Below are 22208 nucleotides of genomic sequence, written 5' to 3'. Positions count from 1 at the left end.
GGGGAAGCAACATATGAAAATTACAGAACTATTAAAAAGGGATACAGTCATTATGGATATGACAGCTTCAAATAAAGAAGCTGTCATAGATGAATTAGTTGAGAAATTAAACGGGGCAAATCGTTTAAATAGTAAAACGGAATTTAAAGAAGCTATTTTAAAGCGGGAGTCCCAAAGTACGACTGGAATAGGGGAAGGTATTGCAATACCTCATGCGAAGACAAAGGCTGTTAAACAACCATCGATTTGTTTTGGTAGAAGTGTAAGCGGTATCAATTATGAGTCGCTTGATGGACAACCGGCACACTTATTCTTTATGATTGCTGCAAGTGAAGGAGCGAATAATACTCATTTAGAAACGTTGTCTCGTTTATCGACATTATTAATGGATGAAGGGTTTCGCAAGCAACTATTAGAAGCGAAGGATGAAAGTGAGCTTCTTCAACTATTTGATGAAAAAGAGAATGAAAAAGAAGAAGAGATTGAAGTTGCAAAACCAGAAGGAAATGAACCGTACGTACTTGCTGTTACAGCTTGCCCAACTGGAATCGCTCACACATATATGGCGGCGGATAGCTTAAAAGCAAAAGCGGCAGAGTTAGGAATAGCGATTAAAGTTGAAACGAACGGATCAACAGGTATTAAAAACGGTTTAACGAAAGAGGATATTGAACGTGCAACAGCTATTATTGTTGCGGCAGATAAACAAGTAGAAATGAATCGTTTTGCTGGTAAACATGTCATTCAAGTGCCAGTTGCTGATGGGATTAGAAAAACGGAAAATCTGCTTAAACGAGCTGTCAAACAAGATGCACCAATCTTTAAAGGTGTAAAAGAGGATGGGAAAACAGAAAGTATTGAGAGAGAAAAAGGATTAGGAATTTATAAGCATTTAATGAGCGGTGTAAGTAATATGCTTCCATTCGTTGTTGGTGGCGGGATTTTAATAGCGCTAGCATTTTCGTTTGGTGGTATAAAGGCGGAAGGTCCTTTAGCTGAATTGTTCATGTCAATTGGTGGAGGAAAAACAGGTGCGTTTTTATTCCTTGTACCAATTTTAGCTGGATTTATTGCAAGCTCTATTGCTGATCGTCCTGGTTTTATGCCTGGTGTTGTAGGTGGATTTTTAGCGGCGAATGCGAATGCTGGATTTTTAGGTGGATTAATTGCTGGTTTCTTAGCTGGATATGTTGTTTTAGGGTTAAAAAGATTATTTTCAGGACTACCAGTACAATTAGAAGGAATTAAACCTGTTTTGTTATATCCAGTCTTTGGATTATTGATTACAGGAGTTGTAATGCAAAAAGTAGTAATTCCGCCTGTAGTAGCATTAAATGAAATGTTGACAGGGTGGTTAAATGGTTTAAATGGTACGAATGCTATATTACTAGGTCTTATTTTAGGTGGTATGATGGCAATTGATATGGGTGGTCCAATTAATAAAGCGGCATTTACGTTTGGTATTGCTGCAATAGAAGCACAGAATTTTGGAGTGCACTCAGCAGTTATGGCTGGTGGTATGGTACCGCCACTTGCGATTGCATTCGCAACTACATTCTTTAAATCAAAGTTTACAGAAGCGGAACGTAAATCTGGTTTAACAAATTATATTATGGGAGCATCGTTCATTACAGAAGGTGCGATTCCGTTTGCAGCTGCAGATCCGGTTCGAGTAATCGTAAGTTGTGTTGTTGGTTCAAGTATTGCAGGTGCGTTATCTATGTTATTCCAAATTACATTACCGGCACCGCATGGTGGATTATTTGTAATAGCATTAGTAAATAAACCGTTACTATATATTTTCTCTATATTAATTGGAACGATTGTCTCGGCTATTATGCTAGGTGTTTGGAAAAAGAAAGTTCAATAACAAATGAAAAGAGAGCAGCTTTTAGTAGCTGCTTTCTTTTTATTACAAAAAAATAGGTTAACAATGGAATATTGATGCTTTTTGGTAAAAGATGTAATGAATTTTGGGTTTTTTGTAACAAAAAAGTAACACTGTAATTTTTTCTGGAAAAAGTTCTTGTGCTCGTATGTAAAAAATATATGAAAACCATTGGAGATTGTATTAAAAATACATTTTATTAATATGGAAATTTATGTTACAGCTCATTAATCGTATATTACGAATGCTTTGTAATTGTGTGATTTCTAAAAATTCTAAAAATCTGTTGCTATAATGAAAATACGAAAACAAAGCAAATGGAGGCTATTCATGAAAAAATTATTAAGTATAGCAACAGCAGCAGTTTTTGGTCTTGGGATTTTTGCAGGTTCTGCTAAAGCGGAAACAATTGTAACAACAGACGTATTAAATGTTAGAGAAAACCCAAATGTAGAGTCAAAGCTTGTAGGTAAAGTGTTAAGTGGGAATACACTAGATGTTATAAATACAGAAAATGGATGGACAAAAATTAAGTTAAACGGTAAGGAAGCGTTTGTAAGTGCTGAGTTTACAAGGAGCACATATTATGTAACGGCGGGCGTATTAAATGTTCGTGCTGGAGCGAATACTGATTCTGAAATTTTAGGTAAACTTAATAAAGATGATGTGATTGAAACGACGAATCAAGTTCAAAATGAATGGTTACAATTCGACTACAATGGAAAAGTCGGATATGTTCACGTGCCATTTTTAACAGGAACGGCACCTGTAATTGAAAAGAAAGAAGTTGTAGCTCAAGAAGAAGCGCCGGTTAAAAATAATACAGCAGTTAAGAATAAAGAGTCTGTTAAGAGTAACGATTCTATTAAGAATGTAGAATCAAGTAAACCTGTGGTAAAAGAAAAGCCGGCTGCAAAACCAGTTGCGAAATCTACTGAAAAAAGTGCGCCTACTGGTGGTCGTGAAATTACAGTAGAAGCGACGGCATATACAGCAGATCCGAGTGAGAATGGTTCGTATGGTGGTCGTGTATTAACTGCAATGGGGCATGATTTGACAGCAAATCCAAATATGAAAGTAATTGCTGTTGATCCGAAAGTAATTCCGCTTGGCTCAAAAGTATGGGTAGAAGGATATGGAGAAGCGATTGCTGGAGACACTGGTGGTGCGATTAAAGGAAATCGTATTGATGTATTAGTCGGTTCAGATGGTAGTGCTAATAGCTGGGGGCGCAAATCTGTAAAAGTGAAAGTTATACAATAGGTTATCGATATTAATATAAAAAGCGGTTGCTTGAAATTATGTAAGCAACCGCTTTTTATGGATTATTGAAAGGGATAAATAGTTTTACCTGTAATAATTTTATATGCACTGCAAAATTGTGTTTGTATATATTCTGTATTTTTATTTTCTGGATGTGATGTTGTTTCATGGAGAGTAGAATGAAAAGCCCGTAGTAAACAATTTAGGGCGAAGTATAATTCCTCTTGTGAACAATTTTGTTCTTTTGTAGAAGTAGCTAAAATGAGGTCTTTTGTCAAAGATGAAAAATTGATGGTGGATTGTTTCATAGTTAACTCATCCTCTCGAAACTATTTTTATCATGTATATGCAGAATTGGACAAACTATGTTCTTTTTTATATGTAATTTCATGTACCGAAATGAAAGAACTTGCAATCATGCCGTTAAAATTGGTAAGATTGGGTATAATCAATAGATGGAGTATATTACATAAAGAGAGTTGAATGCTATGGGAGAAGTGCAACGTGAAAAAGTTGCTGTCATCATTGGACCAACAGCTGTTGGAAAGACGAAGTTAAGTATCGATCTTGCCAAAGCGTTGAACGGTGAAATTATTAGTGGTGATTCCATGCAAATCTATCGAACGATGGATATTGGAACTGCAAAGGTAACACAAGCAGAGATGGACGGAATTCCACATTATATGGTCGATATAAAAAATCCGGAAGATTCATTTTCTGTCGCGGAATTTCAAGAACGTGTTCGCAAACATATTCGAGAAATTACAGAACGTGGTAAATTACCAATTATAGTTGGTGGGACCGGTCTTTATATACAATCTGTTTTATTCGATTATCAGTTTACAGATGATGCTGGTGATGTGATATACCGAGAGCAAATGGAAAAGTTAGCTTTAGAACGCGGTGTGGAATATGTACATAAAAAATTGCAAGAAGTAGATCCAGAAAGTGCAGAGCGTATTCATGCAAATAATGTACGACGTGTCATTCGGGCGTTAGAAATTTTCCACACGACGGGTGAAAAAATGAGTGACCAAATTGAGAAACAAGAAAAAGAGTTACTCTATGATGTTTCATTAATTGGCTTGACAATGGATCGAGAAATGCTATACGATCGCATTAACTTACGAGTGGATTTGATGATGGAACAAGGCCTATTAGAGGAAGTAGAAGGGCTGTATAATAGAGGGATACGAGATTGTCAATCTATTCAAGCGATTGGATATAAAGAAATCTATGATTATTTTGAGAATCGAGCCTCTTTAGAAGATGCGGTATCACAATTAAAGACGAATTCGCGTCGTTATGCAAAGCGTCAATTAACGTGGTTCCGTAATAAAATGGATGTCACGTGGTTTGATGTTACAGACGGTGAAAAAACGTCAGAAATTTTACGATACATAGAAGGAAAGTTACAAGTAAAGTCGAATAATAGTAAGTAGAGAAAAAGAGGAGGATTCGACATGAAGCAATCAATCAATATTCAAGATCAGTTTTTAAATCAACTCCGTAAAGAAAATACGTTTGTTACGCTGTACTTATTAAATGGTTTCCAGCTTCGTGGACTAATTAAAGGATTTGATAATTTTACAGTCCTACTGGAAACAGAAGGTAAGCAACAGCTTATTTATAAACATGCAATTTCTACATTTGTACCACAAAAAAATGTTTCAATTGAATTAGAATAGTAATGAATTATTGTACATAACAAAAAAAGAGCGAGTTTCTCGCTCTTTTTTTATTTGTCATAAACAATATATAGTGAAATTTAAGCGATTCTAAATACAGTAAGGCGGATGTTAGTATTTCCTGTCGCAGGAATCGTAATCTCATTAAGAGTAGATTGGACAGAAATTCTTGCACCAGCTACTAATGTTTCGATTGTAGTAAATGAAAGTGAGTCGCCTATTAAATTTGAAGAGAAATTATCAGTTGCGACTGCTCCATTAATTGAAATTCCTACTCCGAGTGGAGCGCATCCTGGCGCAGTTGTAGAAATGGATACGCTAATTACATAAATACCACCGTTGATAACAGTAACTGTATCTGTGCCGTTGAAGATAATATTGTTTACGTTAATTGCAGTACTAAAAATAAAGTTATTAAATTGCAGTACTGTTTGCTGAATATTGTTTGTTACAACAATTGTTGCTACAGGGAAGCTAGGTCCAGTTGGCCCAGTAGGTCCGGTAGGCCCACCAGAAGGTCCAGTAGGTCCAGTAACTCCTATACCAGTAGCGCCGGTAGCACCCGTTGGTCCTTGAATGCCTTGAGGTCCAGTGGCACCCGTAGCACCTGTGTTACCTTGAACACCTTGAGGTCCAGTAGCGCCAGTAGCACCTGTGTTACCTTGAACACCTTGAGGTCCAGTAGCGCCAGTAGCACCTGTGTTACCTTGAAGACCTTGAGGTCCAGTAGCGCCGGTAGCACCTGTGTTACCTTGAAGACCTTGAGGTCCAGTGGCACCCGTAGCACCTGTGTTACCTTGAAGACCTTGAGGTCCAGTAGCGCCAGTAGCACCTGTGTTACCTTGAACACCTTGAGGTCCAGTAGCGCCAGTAGCACCTGTGTTACCTTGAAGACCTTGAGGTCCAGTAGCGCCGGTAGCACCTGTGTTACCTTGAACACCTTGAGGTCCAGTAGCGCCAGTAGCACCCGTGTTACCTTGAAGACCTTGAGGTCCAGTAGCACCCGTAGCGCCGGTAGCACCCGTGTTACCTTGAACGCCTTGAGGTCCAGTGGCACCCGTGTTGCCTTGAAGACCTTGAGGTCCAGTAGCGCCAGTAGCACCTGTGTTACCTTGAACACCTTGAGGTCCAGTAGCACCCGTAGCACCTGTGTTACCTTGAACACCTTGAGGTCCAGTAGCACCCGTAGCGCCGGTAGCACCCGTGTTACCTTGAACGCCTTGAGGTCCAGTGGCACCCGTAGCACCTGTGTTACCTTGAAGACCTTGAGGTCCAGTAGCGCCAGTAGCACCCGTGTTACCTTGAACACCTTGAGGTCCAGTAGCACCCGTAGCGCCGGTAGCACCCGTGTTACCTTGAACGCCTTGAGGTCCAGTAGCACCCGTAGCACCTGTGTTACCTTGAAGACCTTGAGGTCCAGTGGCACCCGTAGCACCTGTGTTACCTTGAAGACCTTGAGGTCCAGTAGCGCCAGTAGCACCCGTGTTACCCTGAGGTCCAGTAGGTCCAGGAGGCCCGCCAGAAGGTCCGGTAGGTCCGGTAACTCCTATACCAGTAGCGCCAGTGGCACCAGTAGCACCCGTGTTACCTTGAAGACCTTGAGGTCCAGTAGCGCCGGTAGCACCTGTAGCACCTGTGTTACCTTGAACACCTTGAGGTCCAGTAGCACCGGTAGCGCCTGTGTTACCTTGAGGCCCCTGAGGTCCGGTAGCACCGGTAGCACCCGCAGGTCCTTGAGCGCCTGTATTGCCGGTAGCGCCTGTGTTACCTTGAGGTCCCTGAGGTCCAGTAGCGCCGGTAGCACCCGCAGGTCCTTGAGCGCCTGTATTGCCGGTAGCGCCTGTGTTACCTTGAGGTCCCTGAGGTCCAGTAGCGCCCGTGTTACCTCGAGGTCCAGTGGCACCAGTAGCGCCTGCTGGTCCAGTAGGCCCAGTAGGTCCGGTAGGTCCTTGAATGAACGAAGCAGAATTAACTAGAGCAGTTTGTAATGCTGCTATTAATTTAAGAAGCTCTTGAAGTGTGCAAGGGTCAATTCGGAATAATTTTGTAATGTATAGTAAATAGTTAATGAGATTTTGAAGCTCAATAAATACAGCGCTTGCTACAAAGGTTGGATTTCTTAATATAGTTATTAAGTTTTTAATAATAGCTAACCCTTGTGCTTTCAGGGAGGAAGTAGCGTCTAGTGAACAAATAAATTTACTTAGTAGGTTCAATGTATCGATTAGATCTTCAATGTTTTGGGGAGATGGATTTGCGAAAAGTTTTGGGATTATTTTTGTTAAATCAATAATAATCGCACGAAATGTTCTAAGTTGAGCTTTAGTAATTGGGATTGATGGAGTATTTGGGATTCGTCCGGCGCTACTTGGAAAGCATGGTTTGGAGAATTTGTTTTGACTGTCGTTATAACGAGACATTAAATCTCTCCTTTCTCATGAAAATGTGAACGAAACTCATCATAGTAGATGCAGAAATTAGTTAAATGGTCATAGTAAAATCGTTTGTTTAAAGAAAAAATAGAAAAAACGCCTTACAATAAGGCGTTTTTTCTATTTTCTGCGTATTGATAATATCGCTTTAATGAAATTTTTGATTTGAATCCAGCGAGTTTTATAATTTCTGATTCAGGAGTTTCTTTTTTTATTAAGTTTAAAATATAGGTGTTACGAAAATGTTGTCCTGAAATTCCTTTACGTAAATTGGCTCTAGCCACTTCGAGGCGAATCATTTTTTGTATAGCAATTTCCGTTAATGCCTTTGGTGCATCATTTTCATATACCCACCTGTATGTTCCGCGGTTAAAATCAAATGCGACAAACAATGAATCATCACTATGATACTTAGGACGAACTGGTTCTGGGATACTTTTGTAATAATTATATAGTTGTTTTTTGTCTTCTTTTGCTAATGTAATTGTTCTTTCTACACCTGCGGTTGCTGGGATTGACAATGTGTTAGTTTCAAAGTGAACGTGATGCATTGTTAATGCTGTAAGTTCCTGTAAGGATAAACCGTAGTCGATCAATAGATTTAAAATAGCAATATTGCGATCCATTAATAAAGGGCGCACAGGAAGTTGTTTTTCTGAAAGTCCTTCTAATGAAGTGACTATATACTTTAATCTTTTTTCTTCATCAGGTGAAATGAAATCTTCGTTACGAAGTGTACGGTCTGGTTGAATAGATATTTCCATATTCTTCAATGGATTGGGAATGTTTAGAAAGTGATGCATTCTATTTAATACAGTAAATACACGATGCATCGTTTTTTCTGAGTAATGTCGATTCGTTTTTAAATCGGAAAAGTAATCTTCGTAGTCTTTTGTACAAAGTGTAGCCCATATATTACTGGAAGGGAGCTTTTTGTTTTTTTCTAACCAATGTCCGAAGTCTTCAACGTCATAAACATAACGTTTAATAGTTGAGGGTTTTCGGCCTTTATTCAATAAAAAAATAGAAAAGGCTTGTATTGTATCATGGAATTCCGTTGTCTCCATAGTCCCACCACCTTAATTATTTCTTATATTATAGCAAACTTTTCTGAAAATAGGCATTTACAAGGGGGACAGGAATAATAATATTTGGTGAGTGGATAAAGTGAAACTATAATCAGTGGGGATTTTGTTCATCCTCTGCGATTATTAGTTGAACCAATCGGGCATTTACGGGCGGTTATCTCCCGCTTAAATACCAAGCGTTTGCTGAATGTCGAGGTGGGAGTCTTACTGCCCGCAAATAGCGGGATAAAATGAGGTGATTGTATGGAACAATCGATGCGAAAGAAAAACAACAATCAAATTAATATTGTGTTAAACCATCGAAAGAAAATTTCTTTGCCAGCCACAGAAAATAAAACGGTAATTTCAAATGAAACTACAATTAAACATGAAATGCTGCAGAGAATTGAAGAAGAGATGGGGAAGCTTGTTGGGATGGATGATATAAAAAAGATAATAAAAGAAATATATGCTTGGATTTATGTGAATAAAAAAAGACAAGAGAAGGGATTGAAGTCTGAGAAGCAAGTACTTCATATGTTGTTTAAAGGGAATCCGGGTACAGGGAAGACAACTGTTGCTAGAATGATAGGGAAATTGCTGTTTGAGATGAATATTCTATCGAAAGGCCACTTGGTTGAAGCTGAACGTGCTGATCTTGTAGGAGAGTATATCGGCCATACAGCTCAAAAAACAAGAGACTTAATAAAAAAAGCAATGGGAGGTATTTTGTTTATTGATGAGGCTTATTCTTTAGCTCGAGGAGGAGAGAAGGACTTTGGAAAAGAAGCAATTGATACGCTTGTAAAACATATGGAAGATAAACAACATGGTTTTGTATTGATTTTAGCTGGATATTCAAGAGAGATGAATCACTTTCTTTCATTAAATCCAGGGCTGCAGTCTCGTTTTCCATTTATTATTGAATTTGCGGATTACTCGGTAAATCAGCTATTGGAAATTGGAAAGAGAATGTATGAAGATCGTGAATATCAGTTATCAAAAGAAGCTGAATGGAAATTTAGGGATCATTTACATGCGGTGAAGTATTCGTCGCAAATTACATCGTTTAGTAATGGGCGGTATGTACGGAATATTGTTGAAAAATCAATTCGTACACAGGCGATGCGGTTGTTGCAAGAAGATACGTATGATAAAAATGATTTAATTGGAATATCGAGTATGGATTTGATGCTCGAAGAGGAGACGCACAGTACATAAACTGTGCGTCTATTTTTGTGTATAAGTTCGTTTACTCTTTTTTTGCTTTTTCTTGGTGCGCTTTATGGAAGCGTTCCATTTTAGCGCTCTTTTCGTGTGCTGAATTAGGGTCGTGTCCAAATTGGTTTACTGAACTTTTTTGAGCTCCTTTATTAACGTGGTTTGTCATTTGTATTCACCTCACTTTAAAAATTAGTATAAACATTATATAAAGAAAAAATCGTTAGAAAAGAAAAACCTCTTTACGATATGTAAAGAGGTTAGATTGCTATTTATGCATTGAACGTTCTTTCGTTTCGATACGTCTGTGCGGTAAATGCCATTTGTAATGAATAGAAACCATGCGGAAGCAAACAATTAAAATGAATAAAATGTAAAGAGCCCAATCGCTAACAATAATTTGAGCGCCAATTAAGAAACCTGCTAAAATTGTCCAAAAGGCATATACTTCAGCTCGAAGAACGAGAGGTTTTCTGCGGGCTAAAAGGTCGCGAATGATACCGCCGCCGATACCAGTTAAAACAGCTGCCACGATTGTGGCGCTAATTGGTAAATTTAATTTTTGAGCATATAATGCTCCTTGTACAGCAAATGCTGATAAGCCGATAGCGTCAGTGATATTTTCCCACTTTTTCCAATGTCTAATTAACTTATTTGGAAAAAGAAAAATAATAGTCATTGATAAAAGTGCGATTTGGAATAACATGTCTTGTTGCCAAAACGCGACAATCGGATAACCGATTAATAAATTACGAAGGGCACCTCCCCCAAATGCGGTTGCCATTCCTAAAATATACACCCCGAAAATATCATAATCCTCTTCCATTGCAACAATGGCTCCGCTTAGTGCGAAAGCGATTGTGCCTATGATGCTAAAAATCTCCCATGCCATGAATTTTCTCCCCCGCTAACTAGATGAAATGTGCTTCCTCTGCTATTATATTAGAAGGTTTAAATTTCGAAAAGGATGAGTGAACATATTTGATGGAAGAAAAAGAAAAAGTCATATTAGTAGGCTGTCAATTGCCGCAAGATGATGATGAAAAATTTATGCATTCCATGAAAGAGCTTGCATCACTAGCTAAGACTGCGAGAGCGGAAGTGTTAGTTTCAACAACGCAAAAACGACCAAAGTTTCATCCGGCAACTTACATAGGTAAAGGGAAATTAGAAGAGCTTACAATGCTAACTGAAGAATTAGAGCCGGATGTTATTGTATTTAATAATGAATTAACGCCGAGTCAAATTCGGAATTTATCCTCAGTATTAGATGCGAGAGTAATTGATCGAACGCAACTAATACTAGATATTTTTGCGCAACGTGCGAAGTCGAGGGAAGGTAAGCTTCAAGTAGAATTAGCTCAGTTGCAATATACAATGCCACGTCTTATGGGTCAAGGGTTGTCCTTATCACGTCTTGGTGGTGGTATTGGAACGAGAGGACCGGGTGAGACGAAACTTGAGACGGATCGTCGTCATATTCGATCGCGTATTGATGAAATAAAGAAACAACTTGCAGTTGTTGTGGAACACCGAAAAAGATATCGTGAGAGAAGAAAAGACAATAAAGTATTTCAAGTTTCATTAATAGGCTATACAAATGCAGGGAAATCGACACTGTTTAATAGATTAACGGAAGCTAATACGTTTGAAGAAAACCTTCTGTTTGCAACACTAGACCCAACGACGAGGAAGATGCCGTTACCTTCTGGTTATACAGTATTACTAACTGATACTGTTGGTTTTATACAAGATTTACCCACTTCATTAATTGCTGCTTTTCGTTCAACACTGGAAGAAGCGGGGGAAGCAGATGTTATTTTACATGTAGTTGATTCTGCGGATCCTAACTACATAGGGCATGAAAGAACAGTAAAACGATTATTATCAGAACTTGAAATTAATCATATTCCTATTATTACGTTATATAATAAAAAAGATGAATTACATCAAAACTTTATTCCGTTTCCGAAAAGTGATTTCTTAATGACTAGTGCTTTTGAAGAAAGTGATTTATTGCGTATAAAAGAAGCGATAGAAATGAAAATGAAGAAAGAAATGGATCGTTATCGAGTAGAAATCCCTCCGAGTGAAGGTAAGTTATTAACGCTTTTAAAGACGGAAACGCTATTAGCAAAGATGGAGTTTCTGGAAGATAAATTTGTATATGATTGTGCAGGGTATATTTTTACTCATTCATCGCTTAATGTGCAATTAAAGAGATTTTTAGTGGAAGAAGGAGAAAATAAAAATGTTTGATCGTTTGAAAAATGGAGAAAAAATTGCTCCAATCGTAAAAGAAGTAGAGAGTCAGATTACAGAAGTACATAAACGTGCGGATGAAGTAATTGAAAGTAATCAGTTTCGTGTATTAGAAAGTTTTCGTAAACATAAAATTAGTGACTCGCATTTTATCCCGACGACAGGTTATGGTTATGATGATATTGGCCGTGATTCGTTAGAAAAAGTGTATGCTGATGTGTTTGGAGCGGAAGCTGGACTTGTTCGTCCGCAAATTATTTCAGGTACTCACGCTATTTCTACAGCGTTATTCGGTATTTTACGTCCAGGAGATGAGTTATTGTACATCACTGGAAAACCGTATGATACGTTAGAGGAAATCGTTGGCGTGCGTGGGAAAGGTGTAGGTTCATTTAAAGAATATAATATTGGTTACAATGCAGTTCCGCTAACTGAAGGTGGGCTTGTTGATTTTGAAGCTGTTGCAGCAGCGATTCATAGTAATACGAAAATGATCGGTATTCAGCGTTCGAAAGGTTATGCTACTCGTCCATCGTTTACTATTTATCAAATTAAAGAGATGATCGCGTTTGTTAAAGAAATTAAACCTGATGTTGTTGTGTTTGTAGATAACTGTTATGGTGAGTTTATTGAAGAGCAAGAGCCGTGTCATGTTGGTGCAGATTTAATGGCGGGTTCGCTTATTAAAAACCCAGGCGGGGGAATTGTAAAAACTGGTGGTTACATTGTCGGTAAAGAACAGTATGTTGAAGCGTGTGCATATCGTTTAACATCTCCGGGAATTGGTGCGGAAGCTGGAGCGTCTTTATACAGTCTGCAAGAAATGTATCAAGGGTTCTTCTTAGCGCCACATGTTGCAGGACAAGCGCTGAAAGGTGCAATTTTTACAGCTGCGTTTTTAGAAAAGTTAGGAATGAACACGTCACCAGCGTGGAATGCACCAAGAACAGACTTAATTCAATCTGTTCAATTTGATGATAAAGACCGTATGATTGCCTTCTGCCAAGCGATTCAATATGCATCTCCAATTAATTCGCATTTTACTCCGTATGCAAACTATATGCCAGGTTATGAAGATGATGTAATTATGGCGGCGGGAACATTTATTCAAGGTGCAAGTATTGAATTGTCTGCTGATGGTCCGATTAGACCACCGTATGTTGCATATGTGCAAGGTGGATTAACGTATTCGCATGTTAAAATTGCGATTTGTTCTGCGATTGATGAATTGATTGAAAAGAATTTATTAACAATTTCTTAAAGGGGAGCTGTCGATATCGGCAGCTTTTTTCGTATAAAAGTAACGATTTATGCGATTAGAAAAAAGAATGAAAAAATTTATAAAAAATCATGTAAGAAAAGCTAACATCTATTGACACTAAACATAACATGTTATAAAATGAGAAGCAGTTAAGGCGAAGGAGGAACTGAAAAATGAAAGAAGATAGACGTTCTGCCCCGCTGTTTCCAATTGGTATTGTTATGGATTTAACACAATTGTCTGCACGTCAAATTCGCTACTATGAAGAGCATAATCTTGTTTCTCCAACCCGTACAAAGGGGAATCGTAGATTATTTTCATTTAACGATGTAGATAAGTTGTTAGAGATTAAAGATTTGTTAGATCAAGGCTTGAATATGGCTGGTATTAAGCAAGTGTTACTAATGAAAGAAAATCAAACAGAAGCAGTGAAAGTAAAAGAAGAAACAAAAGAAATTTCAAAAACTGAGCTTCGCAAAATACTTCGAGATGAACTACAACATACAGGTAGATTCAATCGAACTTCATTGCGACAAGGTGACATTTCAAGATTTTTTCACTAAAGATAACTGATTCTGAAGGCGATTAGAGGGACTAAGGAGGAATTTATAATGTCTAGATACACAAAAGAAGATATTTTCCGTTTGGCGAAAGAAGAGAATGTAAAGTATATCCGTTTACAATTTACGGACCTTTTAGGGGTAATTAAAAACGTAGAGATTCCAGTGAGACAATTAACGAAAGCTCTTGATAACAAAATGATGTTTGATGGATCTTCGATTGAAGGTTTCGTACGTATTGAAGAATCTGATATGTATTTATATCCTGATTTAGACACTTGGGTAATTTTCCCTTGGACAGCTGAAAAAGGTAAAGTAGCTCGACTAATCTGTGATATTTACAATGCAGATGGCACTCCATTTGATGGAGACCCACGTAACAACTTAAAACGTGTGTTAAAAGAAATGGAAGCTTTAGGATTTTCAGACTTCAATCTTGGACCAGAGCCAGAATTCTTCCTATTTAAGGTTGATGAAAAAGGAAATCCAACATTAGAATTAAACGATAACGGTGGATACTTCGACCTTGCGCCGATGGATCTAGGGGAAAACTGTCGTCGTGATATCGTTCTTGAACTTGAAGAAATGGGATTTGAAATTGAAGCATCTCACCATGAGGTTGCTCCAGGGCAGCATGAAATTGACTTTAAATATGCAAATGCAATTCGCTCATGTGATGACATTCAAACATTCAAACTTGTTGTAAAAACAATTGCTCGTAAACATGGTTTACACGCAACATTTATGCCGAAACCACTATACGGTGTGAACGGTTCAGGTATGCACTGTAACTTATCATTATTTAAAAATGGTGAGAACGTATTCTTTGATGCAAACGGTGACTTACAACTAAGTGATGATGCTCGTCACTTCATCGCAGGTATTTTAAAACATGCACCAGCATTTACAGCGATAGCAAATCCAACTGTAAACTCATATAAACGTCTAGTACCTGGATATGAAGCGCCTTGTTACGTAGCATGGTCTGCACAAAACCGTAGCCCGTTAGTACGTATCCCTGCATCTCGTGGTATTAGTACACGCGTAGAAGTACGTAGTGTTGACCCAGCTGCAAACCCATATTTAGTAATGGCTACATTATTAGCTGCAGGTCTTGATGGAATTAAAAACAAATTAACTCCACCAGCTGCAGTAGACCGTAACATCTATGTAATGACAAAAGAAGAGCGCGAAGAAGCAGGTATCGTTGACTTACCAGCAACATTAGCGCAAGCGTTAGTTACATTACAATCTAATGAAGTAGTATGCGGTGCACTAGGAGAACACTTACTTGAGCACTTCATCGAAGCGAAAGAGATTGAGTGGGATATCTTTAGAACACAAGTTCACCAATGGGAACGCGATCAATATATGTCTCTATACTAAGAGGCTTGAACCCTTGATACAACTCGTATCAAGGGTTTTTTAATTCCCTATTATTACAATTTTATATGGTTGCAAAATGAAAAGCAGCCACATAAAAGCCAATAATTAATAACAAGTAGTGATATCATAGAAAAATATTATCAGATAAATGTAAGTTTTATATAATTTGTGAAATGAAAAAGCCTTGATACTACGGTATCAGGGCTTTTTTAGTGAAGTTATTGGATATGTTAACTACTAGATAATGGATTGTTTTTGGTTATTTTGAATCATGTTACTAAGAAAATCTTTTCGAAAGAATTGATCTTATCTTTTTTTTAAATCACTTGTGCTATGACTTAATAATTCTTTACTGCCTGTACAACGCGACCAATGATTTTTACATCTTCAGCTGAAAGATCGTAAGTTTTTGGTTCGTGGATAGGGTCATTACTCAATGGTATTAAAGTAATGATGCTTCCAGATTTTGAAATCTTTTTCACGGTAGCATCATAACCATTGACTTTTACAACAGCAATTTGTCCGTTTTCAACATAAGGAGTTTCCTCTACTAAAACATAAGAACCATCAGGGAATTCGAGATTCATGCTAGTGCCTTTTACAGTAAGGTAAAAATACTTTTTACGCTTGTTTAAAAATGTACTTAGCATTGGTAAATAGCCTTCGATATTTTCTTCAGCGAATATAGGTGTACCAGCTGCTACAGAACCAATGATAGGAATATGAATAATATTTGATTGATCGTTTTGGATGGTTTCATAAATAGAAACTTCTTCTTTAACAGTATTGTCCTCTTGGGTTGCGAGTTTTTCTAAATCATCAGTAGTGATTCCTAATCCCTTACAAACTTTTATTACATTATCAACAGATGCTTTACCAATCCCTCTTGATAACATGGATTGCAGTGTTGTGGGGGGGAGACCTATTTTTTCGGCGAAGGCTCTTTTGCTATAGCCAGCTTCTTTTATTAAGCGTGTTACAACCTCTGCTTTTTTCATTACTTTCACCATCTTTCGTATTAAAATGTATACGATATTGCGTATTTCTGTATATATCATAACCTAACTGAATTTGTTAGTAAATAGAAATGTATACGAAATTGAGTATTTAAATACGTTTTTTTTGTTGACTAAATACGAAATTGAGTTTATATTTAAATGGAAATGAACGCAATATCGTACATAAAATAGGTGGTGAGTTGATGTATCCGAATTTGCGTGCAGAGATGGCGAGAAAAAGAATTATGATTACACAAATTTCTTCGCATCTGAAACTTCGCCACGCAACAGTGAGCGACAAAATAAATGGTAAATTTCGTTTTTATTATGATGAAGCTTTTGAAATTAAGAAAACTTTTTTTCCAGAACATAATTTGGAATATCTTTTTGAATTTGAAGAAAACGAAGCGAATTGAAATCGGAGGAGAATTGCTTAAAATGGATAACTGAATTATTGAATAATGACTTAATAAAAGGGTTTATATTATAGTATTTATATTAAATTTCGATAATTAGTTAATCTGTAAAAAGAAAGCAACGAATTATGCGTAGTGCGAAATTATCTCAATACAATAAAGATAGTTCAAAATTAGTAGTGAGGAGGAGATGAGGATGGGGCAATTAACTGACTCATCAGTACATAGTTCATTAGTATTTGAAGTTAATGGCAAAGTAGTAACGGATAGTTTGGTAATTGCAAAGATATTCAAAAAAGATCACTTCGACGTTTTGAAGGAAGTTCGAAAACAAATTGTATATGTAGATGAAGAGTTTGGAGGAGAAAATTTTCACGAGTCCACTTATGTTAATTCAAAGAACAGGTGGATCCCTAAATATGATTTAACAGAAGAAGCATTCACGTTACTTGTTATGGGATATACCACTAGAGAAGCGGTTGGAATGAAAATTAAATTTATGAAAGAGTTCAAACGAATGAAGCAGTATATACAAAATCAACAAAATGTGCCAAAGGATCCAATGGGGGTTTTAAAGTTAACATTTGCTGCGTTAGAAGGGCATACTCAGGAGATACAAGAGATTAAGTCTGAGGTGAAGGAATTGCGAGAAAATACGCCGCTTTATGCTATTGAGTGTGAAGAGATAATAAGGGCTGTAAAGAGGTTAGGTGTTATGTTATTGGGAGGTAAAAATTCAAATTCTTATCAGGATATCGGCCTTAGAAGAAAGTTATATAGAGATATTTATAGTCAGTTACATCGGGAATTTGGTGTGAATAGTTATAAAGCTATTAAACGTTATCATTTGGATAGAGCGATACAAATTATTAATGAAGAATATTCAATTCCAACTGTTTTAAATGAAGAAATTACAGTTAAAAACTCACAAATAAATATGGCAGAAATTCAGTAGGAGGAAAGAACATGCAAAGAAAGATTTTAGTCATTACTAGCAGTTTAGCAGGACTACCAACTGTCAGTGAATTTAAAACAAAAGAAGATGCAAAAGAGCAGGTTAGAAAGCTTATTCAAAAAGGAGTGAGTCAAAATGTGATTCGTATAACACAAGAAATTCCTATGAATATCGAAATTCAAGTGGATGTTGAATTTGAGGAATAAGAGAGGTTTAGGAGAAAATTGATACGGATAGCATAATTGTTTTGAATGAATGTATAAGAAAAGAATCCGTTGCAGCGGATTCTATAAGAAAAAATATCTCTAGATAAGTATACCATTGAATACCGTTTTTGAGAATTTATGAGGTGGCTAGTATGGGAATTATTCGAGTGAAAAAAGATAGTAATTATTCCGTTATAAATAATACTGGTTTAAAAGATGAAAGGTTGTCTTGGAAAGCGAAAGGAATCTTAGCCTATGCGCTTACATTACCAGACGATTGGACTTTTCATATTAGCGAATTAGCTCGACATGCTAAGGATGGAGAAGATTCGCTCCGTACAGGTTTTAAGGAATTAAAAGAATTAGGTTATGTAAAACGTTATCCTGTTCGTGATGGGAATACCAAAAAAATTACAAGGTGGGATACGGAAATTTACGAAACGCCACAAAGGAACATGCCACAAGTGGAAAACCAAGATGTGGTAAAGCCATATGAGGAAAATCAAGCACTACTAAATACTAATAGAATAACTACTAATAAACGAAATACTAATATACAAAATACTAATCATTATGATGATATTGATAAATTAGATTCTTGTGTATCCAGCAATGAGAAGGTTAAAGTAAGTTGCAACTTTATTAAGGGGACGGGCATTCCGTTAAGTGAAATTGCAATTGCAGAGTTGGGGGATTTTTGTAATTTGTTTAGTGATGAATTAATTCAGCATGCAATTAATAAAGCCGTTGATGAGAATGCACCAAGATGGAACTACATTAAGGCTATATTGAGGAATTGGAAGGAGCAAGAAGTTAAAACATTAGTTGATGTGGCCATACTAGATAGACGTTTCGAAATGAGCAAGAAAAAGAAATATAATGGGATAGGTAGGAAGTATTCAAATAGAAAAGAGATTGTACCTGATTGGTTATACAAAGATGATGAATCAACAAATCAAGAAGAGGAAAGAAAAATCGTGCAATCTACTGATGAAGAGCGTGAGAGATTACAAGAAGTGTTAAATAAATATAAGTCATAAGAAAAAACGTTAGATGATTTTGTTATTTTGAAATATATTACCTTAATAAAAAATAATACATTTATATTCTTTAAAGATTCCCGATGCATAGTGAACAGTATTATAAAGATATTAGTGAATGTTTGGATCAAGTATGAACCATTTGTAATTTCAGTTTATTTCTTAAAGTTCTATGGGAACTGTTAGAAGTTTTTTCAAAAGGATTCAGGAATTAATTACAATATCTGAATTCTAAAGATGTAAGGAACTTATCAATAGAGGGTAAAAAAATGTTAGGAAAGGGTTGTGTTTATAAAATGAAAGATAATTTACAAGTAATAAAGATTGAAAAAGTTAATAAGCATATTCATTCTATTAAATTAGTATTAAGAGACTTTGTAAAAAGAACGGAAGTGGGTGAATCGGTAAGTGTTCGAATGGCTCAAAGATTGTAAGAAGTTAGAAGAAGAAATTACTTATTTAGAATACAACTTAGATAAATCAAAAGCCGAATTGAAGCGTTGGATTAGTGGTGATTTGCAAAATGTACGATTAAACGCTGAATCGGAAGGGGCTAAGGTAGAAGGACGAATTGAAGTAATTGAATATGAATTAGCTTATAAGATGAATGAAGAGTATGATTTAAAGCTTTTAATTAATAAGTTTACAGGACTGGATCATCAAATACTTAAAATGAAATATGTTGATGGAATGACTTTAGAACAAATAGCGTTTGAATTACATTATAGTACAGGCTATATCCGCCGAAAACATGCTGAAATAAGAAAGATTGTCAAGTTTTTAGATGGGTTTTAATGTTACCTTTTTGTAGGATACATGCAGTGTACAGAAAGTATTGAAAAAGTGATTTATAGTAGTAATATAAGATTTCGACGAAAGGGCAACTATTTTTATGGTTGCTCTTTTTGTTGTGAAAGAAGGTGAGTAACATGAAGTGATTTTATAGATAAATGGGCATTTGGCTTCCGGTTATATTTAGTAAAGTAGTAGGTTTACAGGCGAAAATAATAGCAAATAAGGAGATGTTTAATGATGAATTTATTAGCTGCTTCAGTCAAAACAAAGAATTTGCCACAACAAGTGTTACGTTGGCAATCAATGGTAGAAAGTGAATGTTCCGCACAAGGAGTACCTGAGTTAGTTCCTTACGTACTTGGAATTATTATGGTGGAAAGTGGAGGGAACTCTGAAACAACCCCCGATATTATGCAGTCCAGTGAATCACAAGGTTGGCCAATGAATACAATTAAAAATCCTAAGGATTCAATTTATTACGGAGTAAAGCATTTAAAGGGAGCTTTTGATGATGCAAAGAAAAATGGTATTACAGATTTAAGTGCCATTGTTCAATCGTATAATTTTGGACGAGCTTACCTTCGCTGGTTAGCTTCTAACAATAAACAGCATTCATTACCGGTAGCAGATTTGTATTCTAAAACAGTTGTTGCTCCATCACTCGGAAATACAACTGGTGCTATGGTGAAATATAGTCACCCTATCGCTGTTGCCTACAATGGTGGTTATCGATATAAAAATGGGGGGAATTTCTTCTACTCTGAAATTGTTAAGCAATATGTTGATTTTAACGGAGGAACTGATGGTGGTGACAATAAACCGTTACAACCAAAAGGACTAGGAATCGCAACGTCTAAATACCCAGAAGGATCGGGTATCAATTTATATAGTGGCCCTGGAAAAGATGCTTGGTTCACAGGTCATGTCATTAATACAAAAATGCCATATTTAATTATAGATGCTGCTTGGTATGGTGGGAATGAAAATATGTTGTGCCTAGGTTGGGAAGCATGGGCGAAAGAAGAACACTTTGAAGTAGAGTGGTTCCATGCTTATTCAAAATATCCAGCAGGTTATGGTATTAACACATATGATGGTCCAAATGGAAATTATAAAGGAAATGTAGATGGATCTTATCCATATGGCGTTTTTGCGAGAAAAGATGGCTATATCGATATTGGACAAAATACATGGGTAAAAGAAGAACATTTTAATGTAAGGTAATAACAAAGGGTTTCTTATTCTGCGATTATAAATATTAAATTTAAATATAAAGAAAAAATGTTATGAAAGGGTGCTTTTTTAAGTGCCTTTTTATATCACTTATAAATAGGAAGGAAGATTATTATGGCGAAATTTATTTATCCAACCGATACAACGAGAGTAACAAGTGGTTTTAGGGGGAGTAGACCAGATCATCATGGGATAGATCTGGCTGAATCGGGTTATCATCCGATTTATGCAGCGGCTAGCGGACGAGTTAGTCGTTCTTATGTTTCATCTAGTTATGGTGAATGTATTATGATTGTGCACACTATTGATGGGGGTACATGGGAAACAGTATATGCTCATATGCGTAGCGGTTCTCGAACGGTGAAAGAAGGTGATTATGTTACGCAAGGACAAACTATTGGAGTTATGGGTAGCACGGGAGAAGTTACTGGTCAACATCTACATTTTGAATTGCATAAAGGGTCTTGGAACGTTAATAAGAGTAATGCTGTGAATCCATTAGATTACTTAGGAAAAGGAGACGGTGGTGGTACAACAGATCCTTCTAATAAACCACTACAACCAAAAGGGCTAGGTATCGCAACGTCTAAATACCCAGAAGGATCGGGTATCAATTTATATAGTGGCCCTGGAAAAGATGCCTGGTTCACAGGTCATGTCATTAATACAAAAATGCCATATTTAATTATAGATGCTGCTTGGTATGGTGGGAATGAAAATATGTTGTGCCTAGGTTGGGAAGCATGGGCAAAAGAAGAACACTTTGAAGTAGAGTGGTTCCATGCTTATTCAAAATATCCAGCAGGTTATGGTATTAACACATATGATGGTCCAAATGGAAATTATAAAGGAAATGTAGATGGATCTTATCCATATGGGATTTTTGCAAGAAAAGATGGTTATATCGATATTGGACAAAATACATGGGTAAAAGAAGAACATTTTAATGTGAGATAAGGATATTAGAGTAGGGTCACTCGTGTGATTCTTTTTAATTTTTGAAAAGGAGATGAGAACGATGGAAGAACAAATCTTCAATTCAATGATTCAACAAGGAGCATTCGCAGCTTTATTTGTGTGGATGCTGTTTACTACGCAAAAAAAGAATGAACAGCGCGAAGAACAATATCAAAAAGTTATTGAAAAAAATCAACAGGTCATTGAAGAACAAGCAAAAGCATTTAGTTCGTTGTCAAAGGATTTATCAGATGTTAAGCAAAAAATATTGGGAAACGGGGATGAGAAATAAAATATGATATTAAATTATTTGTCGCGTATGTAGGTTCTCAAATAGAAATTCAATTAATATATAATAATGAGAAAAAGCCCTAATACCGATAAGTATTGGGGCTTTTTCTCATTAGCTATAGTGAATAAGGTTGTGGTGGATTCTTCAAGAGGAAAGAGTGAATGAAGTCTAATATTTAATGTAAATGAAATGAAACCTTGAAGGATGCTTAGTTATAACACAGTCTTATTCAGGGATTCGTTAGTTCGCTTTCTAAATTTAGGGAATAAATATAGCTTAGTACCTTGC

The 22208-nt window shown here is 36.6% G+C and carries 24 protein-coding genes; 18 read left to right on the top strand and 6 right to left on the bottom strand.

Annotated features, from left to right (window positions below):
* Positions 1–13: 13 nt before the first annotated feature.
* Both BCG9842_RS18215 and entD read left to right on the top strand, forming a co-directional pair.
* Positions 14–1870: a PTS fructose transporter subunit IIABC gene (locus tag BCG9842_RS18215; protein ID WP_000704616.1), complete on the top strand. Its 1857-nt coding sequence runs from the start codon at positions 14–16 to the stop codon at positions 1868–1870.
* Between the two features lie 348 nt (positions 1871–2218).
* Entirely contained in the window at positions 2219–3151 is a 933-nt protein-coding gene (gene entD, locus BCG9842_RS18210; RefSeq protein WP_000735455.1) for a cell wall-binding protein EntD, read from the top strand.
* Between the two features lie 62 nt (positions 3152–3213).
* Here entD and BCG9842_RS18205 read toward each other — a convergent pair whose 3' ends face one another.
* The gene (locus tag BCG9842_RS18205) at positions 3214–3459 is read right to left on the bottom strand and encodes a hypothetical protein (protein ID WP_000814431.1); all 246 of its coding nucleotides are present in this window, start codon (positions 3457–3459) and stop codon (positions 3214–3216) included.
* Between the two features lie 180 nt (positions 3460–3639).
* Here BCG9842_RS18205 and miaA point away from each other — a divergent pair, with 180 nt between their 5' ends.
* On the top strand, positions 3640–4593 hold the full coding sequence (gene miaA / locus BCG9842_RS18200; RefSeq protein ID WP_000504954.1) for a tRNA (adenosine(37)-N6)-dimethylallyltransferase MiaA: 954 nt from the start codon (positions 3640–3642) through the stop codon (positions 4591–4593).
* 21 nt (positions 4594–4614) lie between these two features.
* Positions 4615–4839, top strand: coding sequence for an RNA chaperone Hfq (hfq, locus tag BCG9842_RS18195; protein WP_000813896.1), 225 nt, complete (start codon positions 4615–4617; stop codon positions 4837–4839).
* 80 nt (positions 4840–4919) lie between these two features.
* Here hfq and BCG9842_RS18190 read toward each other — a convergent pair whose 3' ends face one another.
* Positions 4920–7259, bottom strand: coding sequence for a Gly-Xaa-Xaa repeat protein (locus BCG9842_RS18190; RefSeq protein ID WP_000092677.1), 2340 nt, complete (start codon positions 7257–7259; stop codon positions 4920–4922).
* 113 nt (positions 7260–7372) lie between these two features.
* Positions 7373–8338 (bottom strand): tyrosine-type recombinase/integrase, encoded by a 966-nt coding sequence (locus tag BCG9842_RS18185; protein ID WP_000450330.1) that lies wholly within the window; start codon positions 8336–8338, stop codon positions 7373–7375.
* A 264-nt stretch (positions 8339–8602) separates the two neighbouring features.
* Here BCG9842_RS18185 and spoVK point away from each other — a divergent pair, with 264 nt between their 5' ends.
* Complete coding sequence (gene spoVK / locus BCG9842_RS18180) at positions 8603–9559, top strand: stage V sporulation protein K (RefSeq protein ID WP_000438196.1); 957 nt, start codon at positions 8603–8605, stop codon at positions 9557–9559.
* 31 nt (positions 9560–9590) lie between these two features.
* Here the strand turns inward: spoVK and BCG9842_RS31385 are convergent, their stop codons facing one another.
* Both BCG9842_RS31385 and BCG9842_RS18170 read right to left on the bottom strand, forming a co-directional pair.
* A complete protein-coding gene (locus tag BCG9842_RS31385) occupies positions 9591–9728 on the bottom strand; it encodes a hypothetical protein (RefSeq protein WP_000181505.1) in 138 nt (45 codons plus the stop codon).
* Positions 9729–9827: 99 nt separating this feature from the next.
* A complete protein-coding gene (locus BCG9842_RS18170) occupies positions 9828–10451 on the bottom strand; it encodes a trimeric intracellular cation channel family protein (RefSeq protein ID WP_000312267.1) in 624 nt (207 codons plus the stop codon).
* A 92-nt stretch (positions 10452–10543) separates the two neighbouring features.
* Here BCG9842_RS18170 and hflX point away from each other — a divergent pair, with 92 nt between their 5' ends.
* The 4 genes from hflX (at position 10544) to glnA (ending at position 15028) form a co-directional block, all read left to right on the top strand.
* Entirely contained in the window at positions 10544–11818 is a 1275-nt protein-coding gene (gene hflX, locus BCG9842_RS18165; protein ID WP_000391414.1) for a GTPase HflX, read from the top strand.
* Positions 11811–13082 (top strand): methionine gamma-lyase family protein, encoded by a 1272-nt coding sequence (locus tag BCG9842_RS18160; protein WP_000460288.1) that lies wholly within the window; start codon positions 11811–11813, stop codon positions 13080–13082. Before hflX ends, BCG9842_RS18160 begins: the two co-directional genes overlap by 8 nt.
* A 173-nt stretch (positions 13083–13255) precedes the next feature.
* Complete coding sequence (gene glnR / locus BCG9842_RS18155) at positions 13256–13645, top strand: transcriptional repressor GlnR (RefSeq protein WP_000656783.1); 390 nt, start codon at positions 13256–13258, stop codon at positions 13643–13645.
* Between the two features lie 48 nt (positions 13646–13693).
* Positions 13694–15028: a type I glutamate--ammonia ligase gene (gene glnA, locus BCG9842_RS18150; protein ID WP_000092763.1), complete on the top strand. Its 1335-nt coding sequence runs from the start codon at positions 13694–13696 to the stop codon at positions 15026–15028.
* 338 nt (positions 15029–15366) lie between these two features.
* On the opposite strand, the gene BCG9842_RS18145 is transcribed toward glnA, so the two are convergent.
* Positions 15367–16026, bottom strand: coding sequence for a LexA family protein (locus BCG9842_RS18145; RefSeq protein WP_000708856.1), 660 nt, complete (start codon positions 16024–16026; stop codon positions 15367–15369).
* Between the two features lie 203 nt (positions 16027–16229).
* Here BCG9842_RS18145 and BCG9842_RS18140 point away from each other — a divergent pair, with 203 nt between their 5' ends.
* The 9 genes from BCG9842_RS18140 (at position 16230) to BCG9842_RS18105 (ending at position 21920) form a co-directional block, all read left to right on the top strand.
* Positions 16230–16442 (top strand): hypothetical protein, encoded by a 213-nt coding sequence (locus tag BCG9842_RS18140; protein WP_000283430.1) that lies wholly within the window; start codon positions 16230–16232, stop codon positions 16440–16442.
* A 196-nt stretch (positions 16443–16638) separates the two neighbouring features.
* A complete protein-coding gene (locus tag BCG9842_RS18135) occupies positions 16639–17397 on the top strand; it encodes a phage regulatory protein (protein ID WP_000531298.1) in 759 nt (252 codons plus the stop codon).
* A gap of 11 nt (positions 17398–17408) precedes the next feature.
* Positions 17409–17603, top strand: coding sequence for a hypothetical protein (locus BCG9842_RS18130; RefSeq protein WP_001189066.1), 195 nt, complete (start codon positions 17409–17411; stop codon positions 17601–17603).
* A gap of 152 nt (positions 17604–17755) precedes the next feature.
* Positions 17756–18643 carry a DnaD domain protein gene (locus BCG9842_RS18125; RefSeq protein ID WP_000511422.1) on the top strand — a complete coding sequence of 296 codons (888 nt, stop codon included), beginning with the start codon at positions 17756–17758 and terminating at the stop codon, positions 18641–18643.
* Between the two features lie 269 nt (positions 18644–18912).
* Positions 18913–19077, top strand: a complete 165-nt coding sequence (locus BCG9842_RS31380) for a hypothetical protein (protein ID WP_000900737.1) — start codon at positions 18913–18915, stop codon at positions 19075–19077.
* The gene (locus BCG9842_RS18120) at positions 19052–19438 is read left to right on the top strand and encodes a hypothetical protein (protein ID WP_000464422.1); all 387 of its coding nucleotides are present in this window, start codon (positions 19052–19054) and stop codon (positions 19436–19438) included. The genes BCG9842_RS31380 and BCG9842_RS18120 overlap by 26 nt, the downstream gene beginning before the upstream one ends.
* 237 nt (positions 19439–19675) lie before the next feature.
* The gene (locus BCG9842_RS18115; RefSeq protein ID WP_033668930.1) at positions 19676–20662 is read left to right on the top strand and encodes a lysozyme family protein; all 987 of its coding nucleotides are present in this window, start codon (positions 19676–19678) and stop codon (positions 20660–20662) included.
* A 123-nt stretch (positions 20663–20785) separates the two neighbouring features.
* On the top strand, positions 20786–21628 hold the full coding sequence (locus tag BCG9842_RS18110) for a M23 family metallopeptidase (RefSeq protein ID WP_001051370.1): 843 nt from the start codon (positions 20786–20788) through the stop codon (positions 21626–21628).
* 61 nt (positions 21629–21689) lie between these two features.
* The gene (locus BCG9842_RS18105; RefSeq protein ID WP_000392443.1) at positions 21690–21920 is read left to right on the top strand and encodes a BhlA/UviB family holin-like peptide; all 231 of its coding nucleotides are present in this window, start codon (positions 21690–21692) and stop codon (positions 21918–21920) included.
* Positions 21921–22208: the final 288 nt, after the last annotated feature.

This window comes from Bacillus cereus G9842 (assembly GCF_000021305.1).
Classification (GTDB): Bacteria; Bacillota; Bacilli; order Bacillales; family Bacillaceae_G; genus Bacillus_A; species Bacillus_A thuringiensis_S.
Note: the sequence above shows the minus strand (reverse complement) of the source record. Positions and strands in the feature narration are given on the sequence as shown.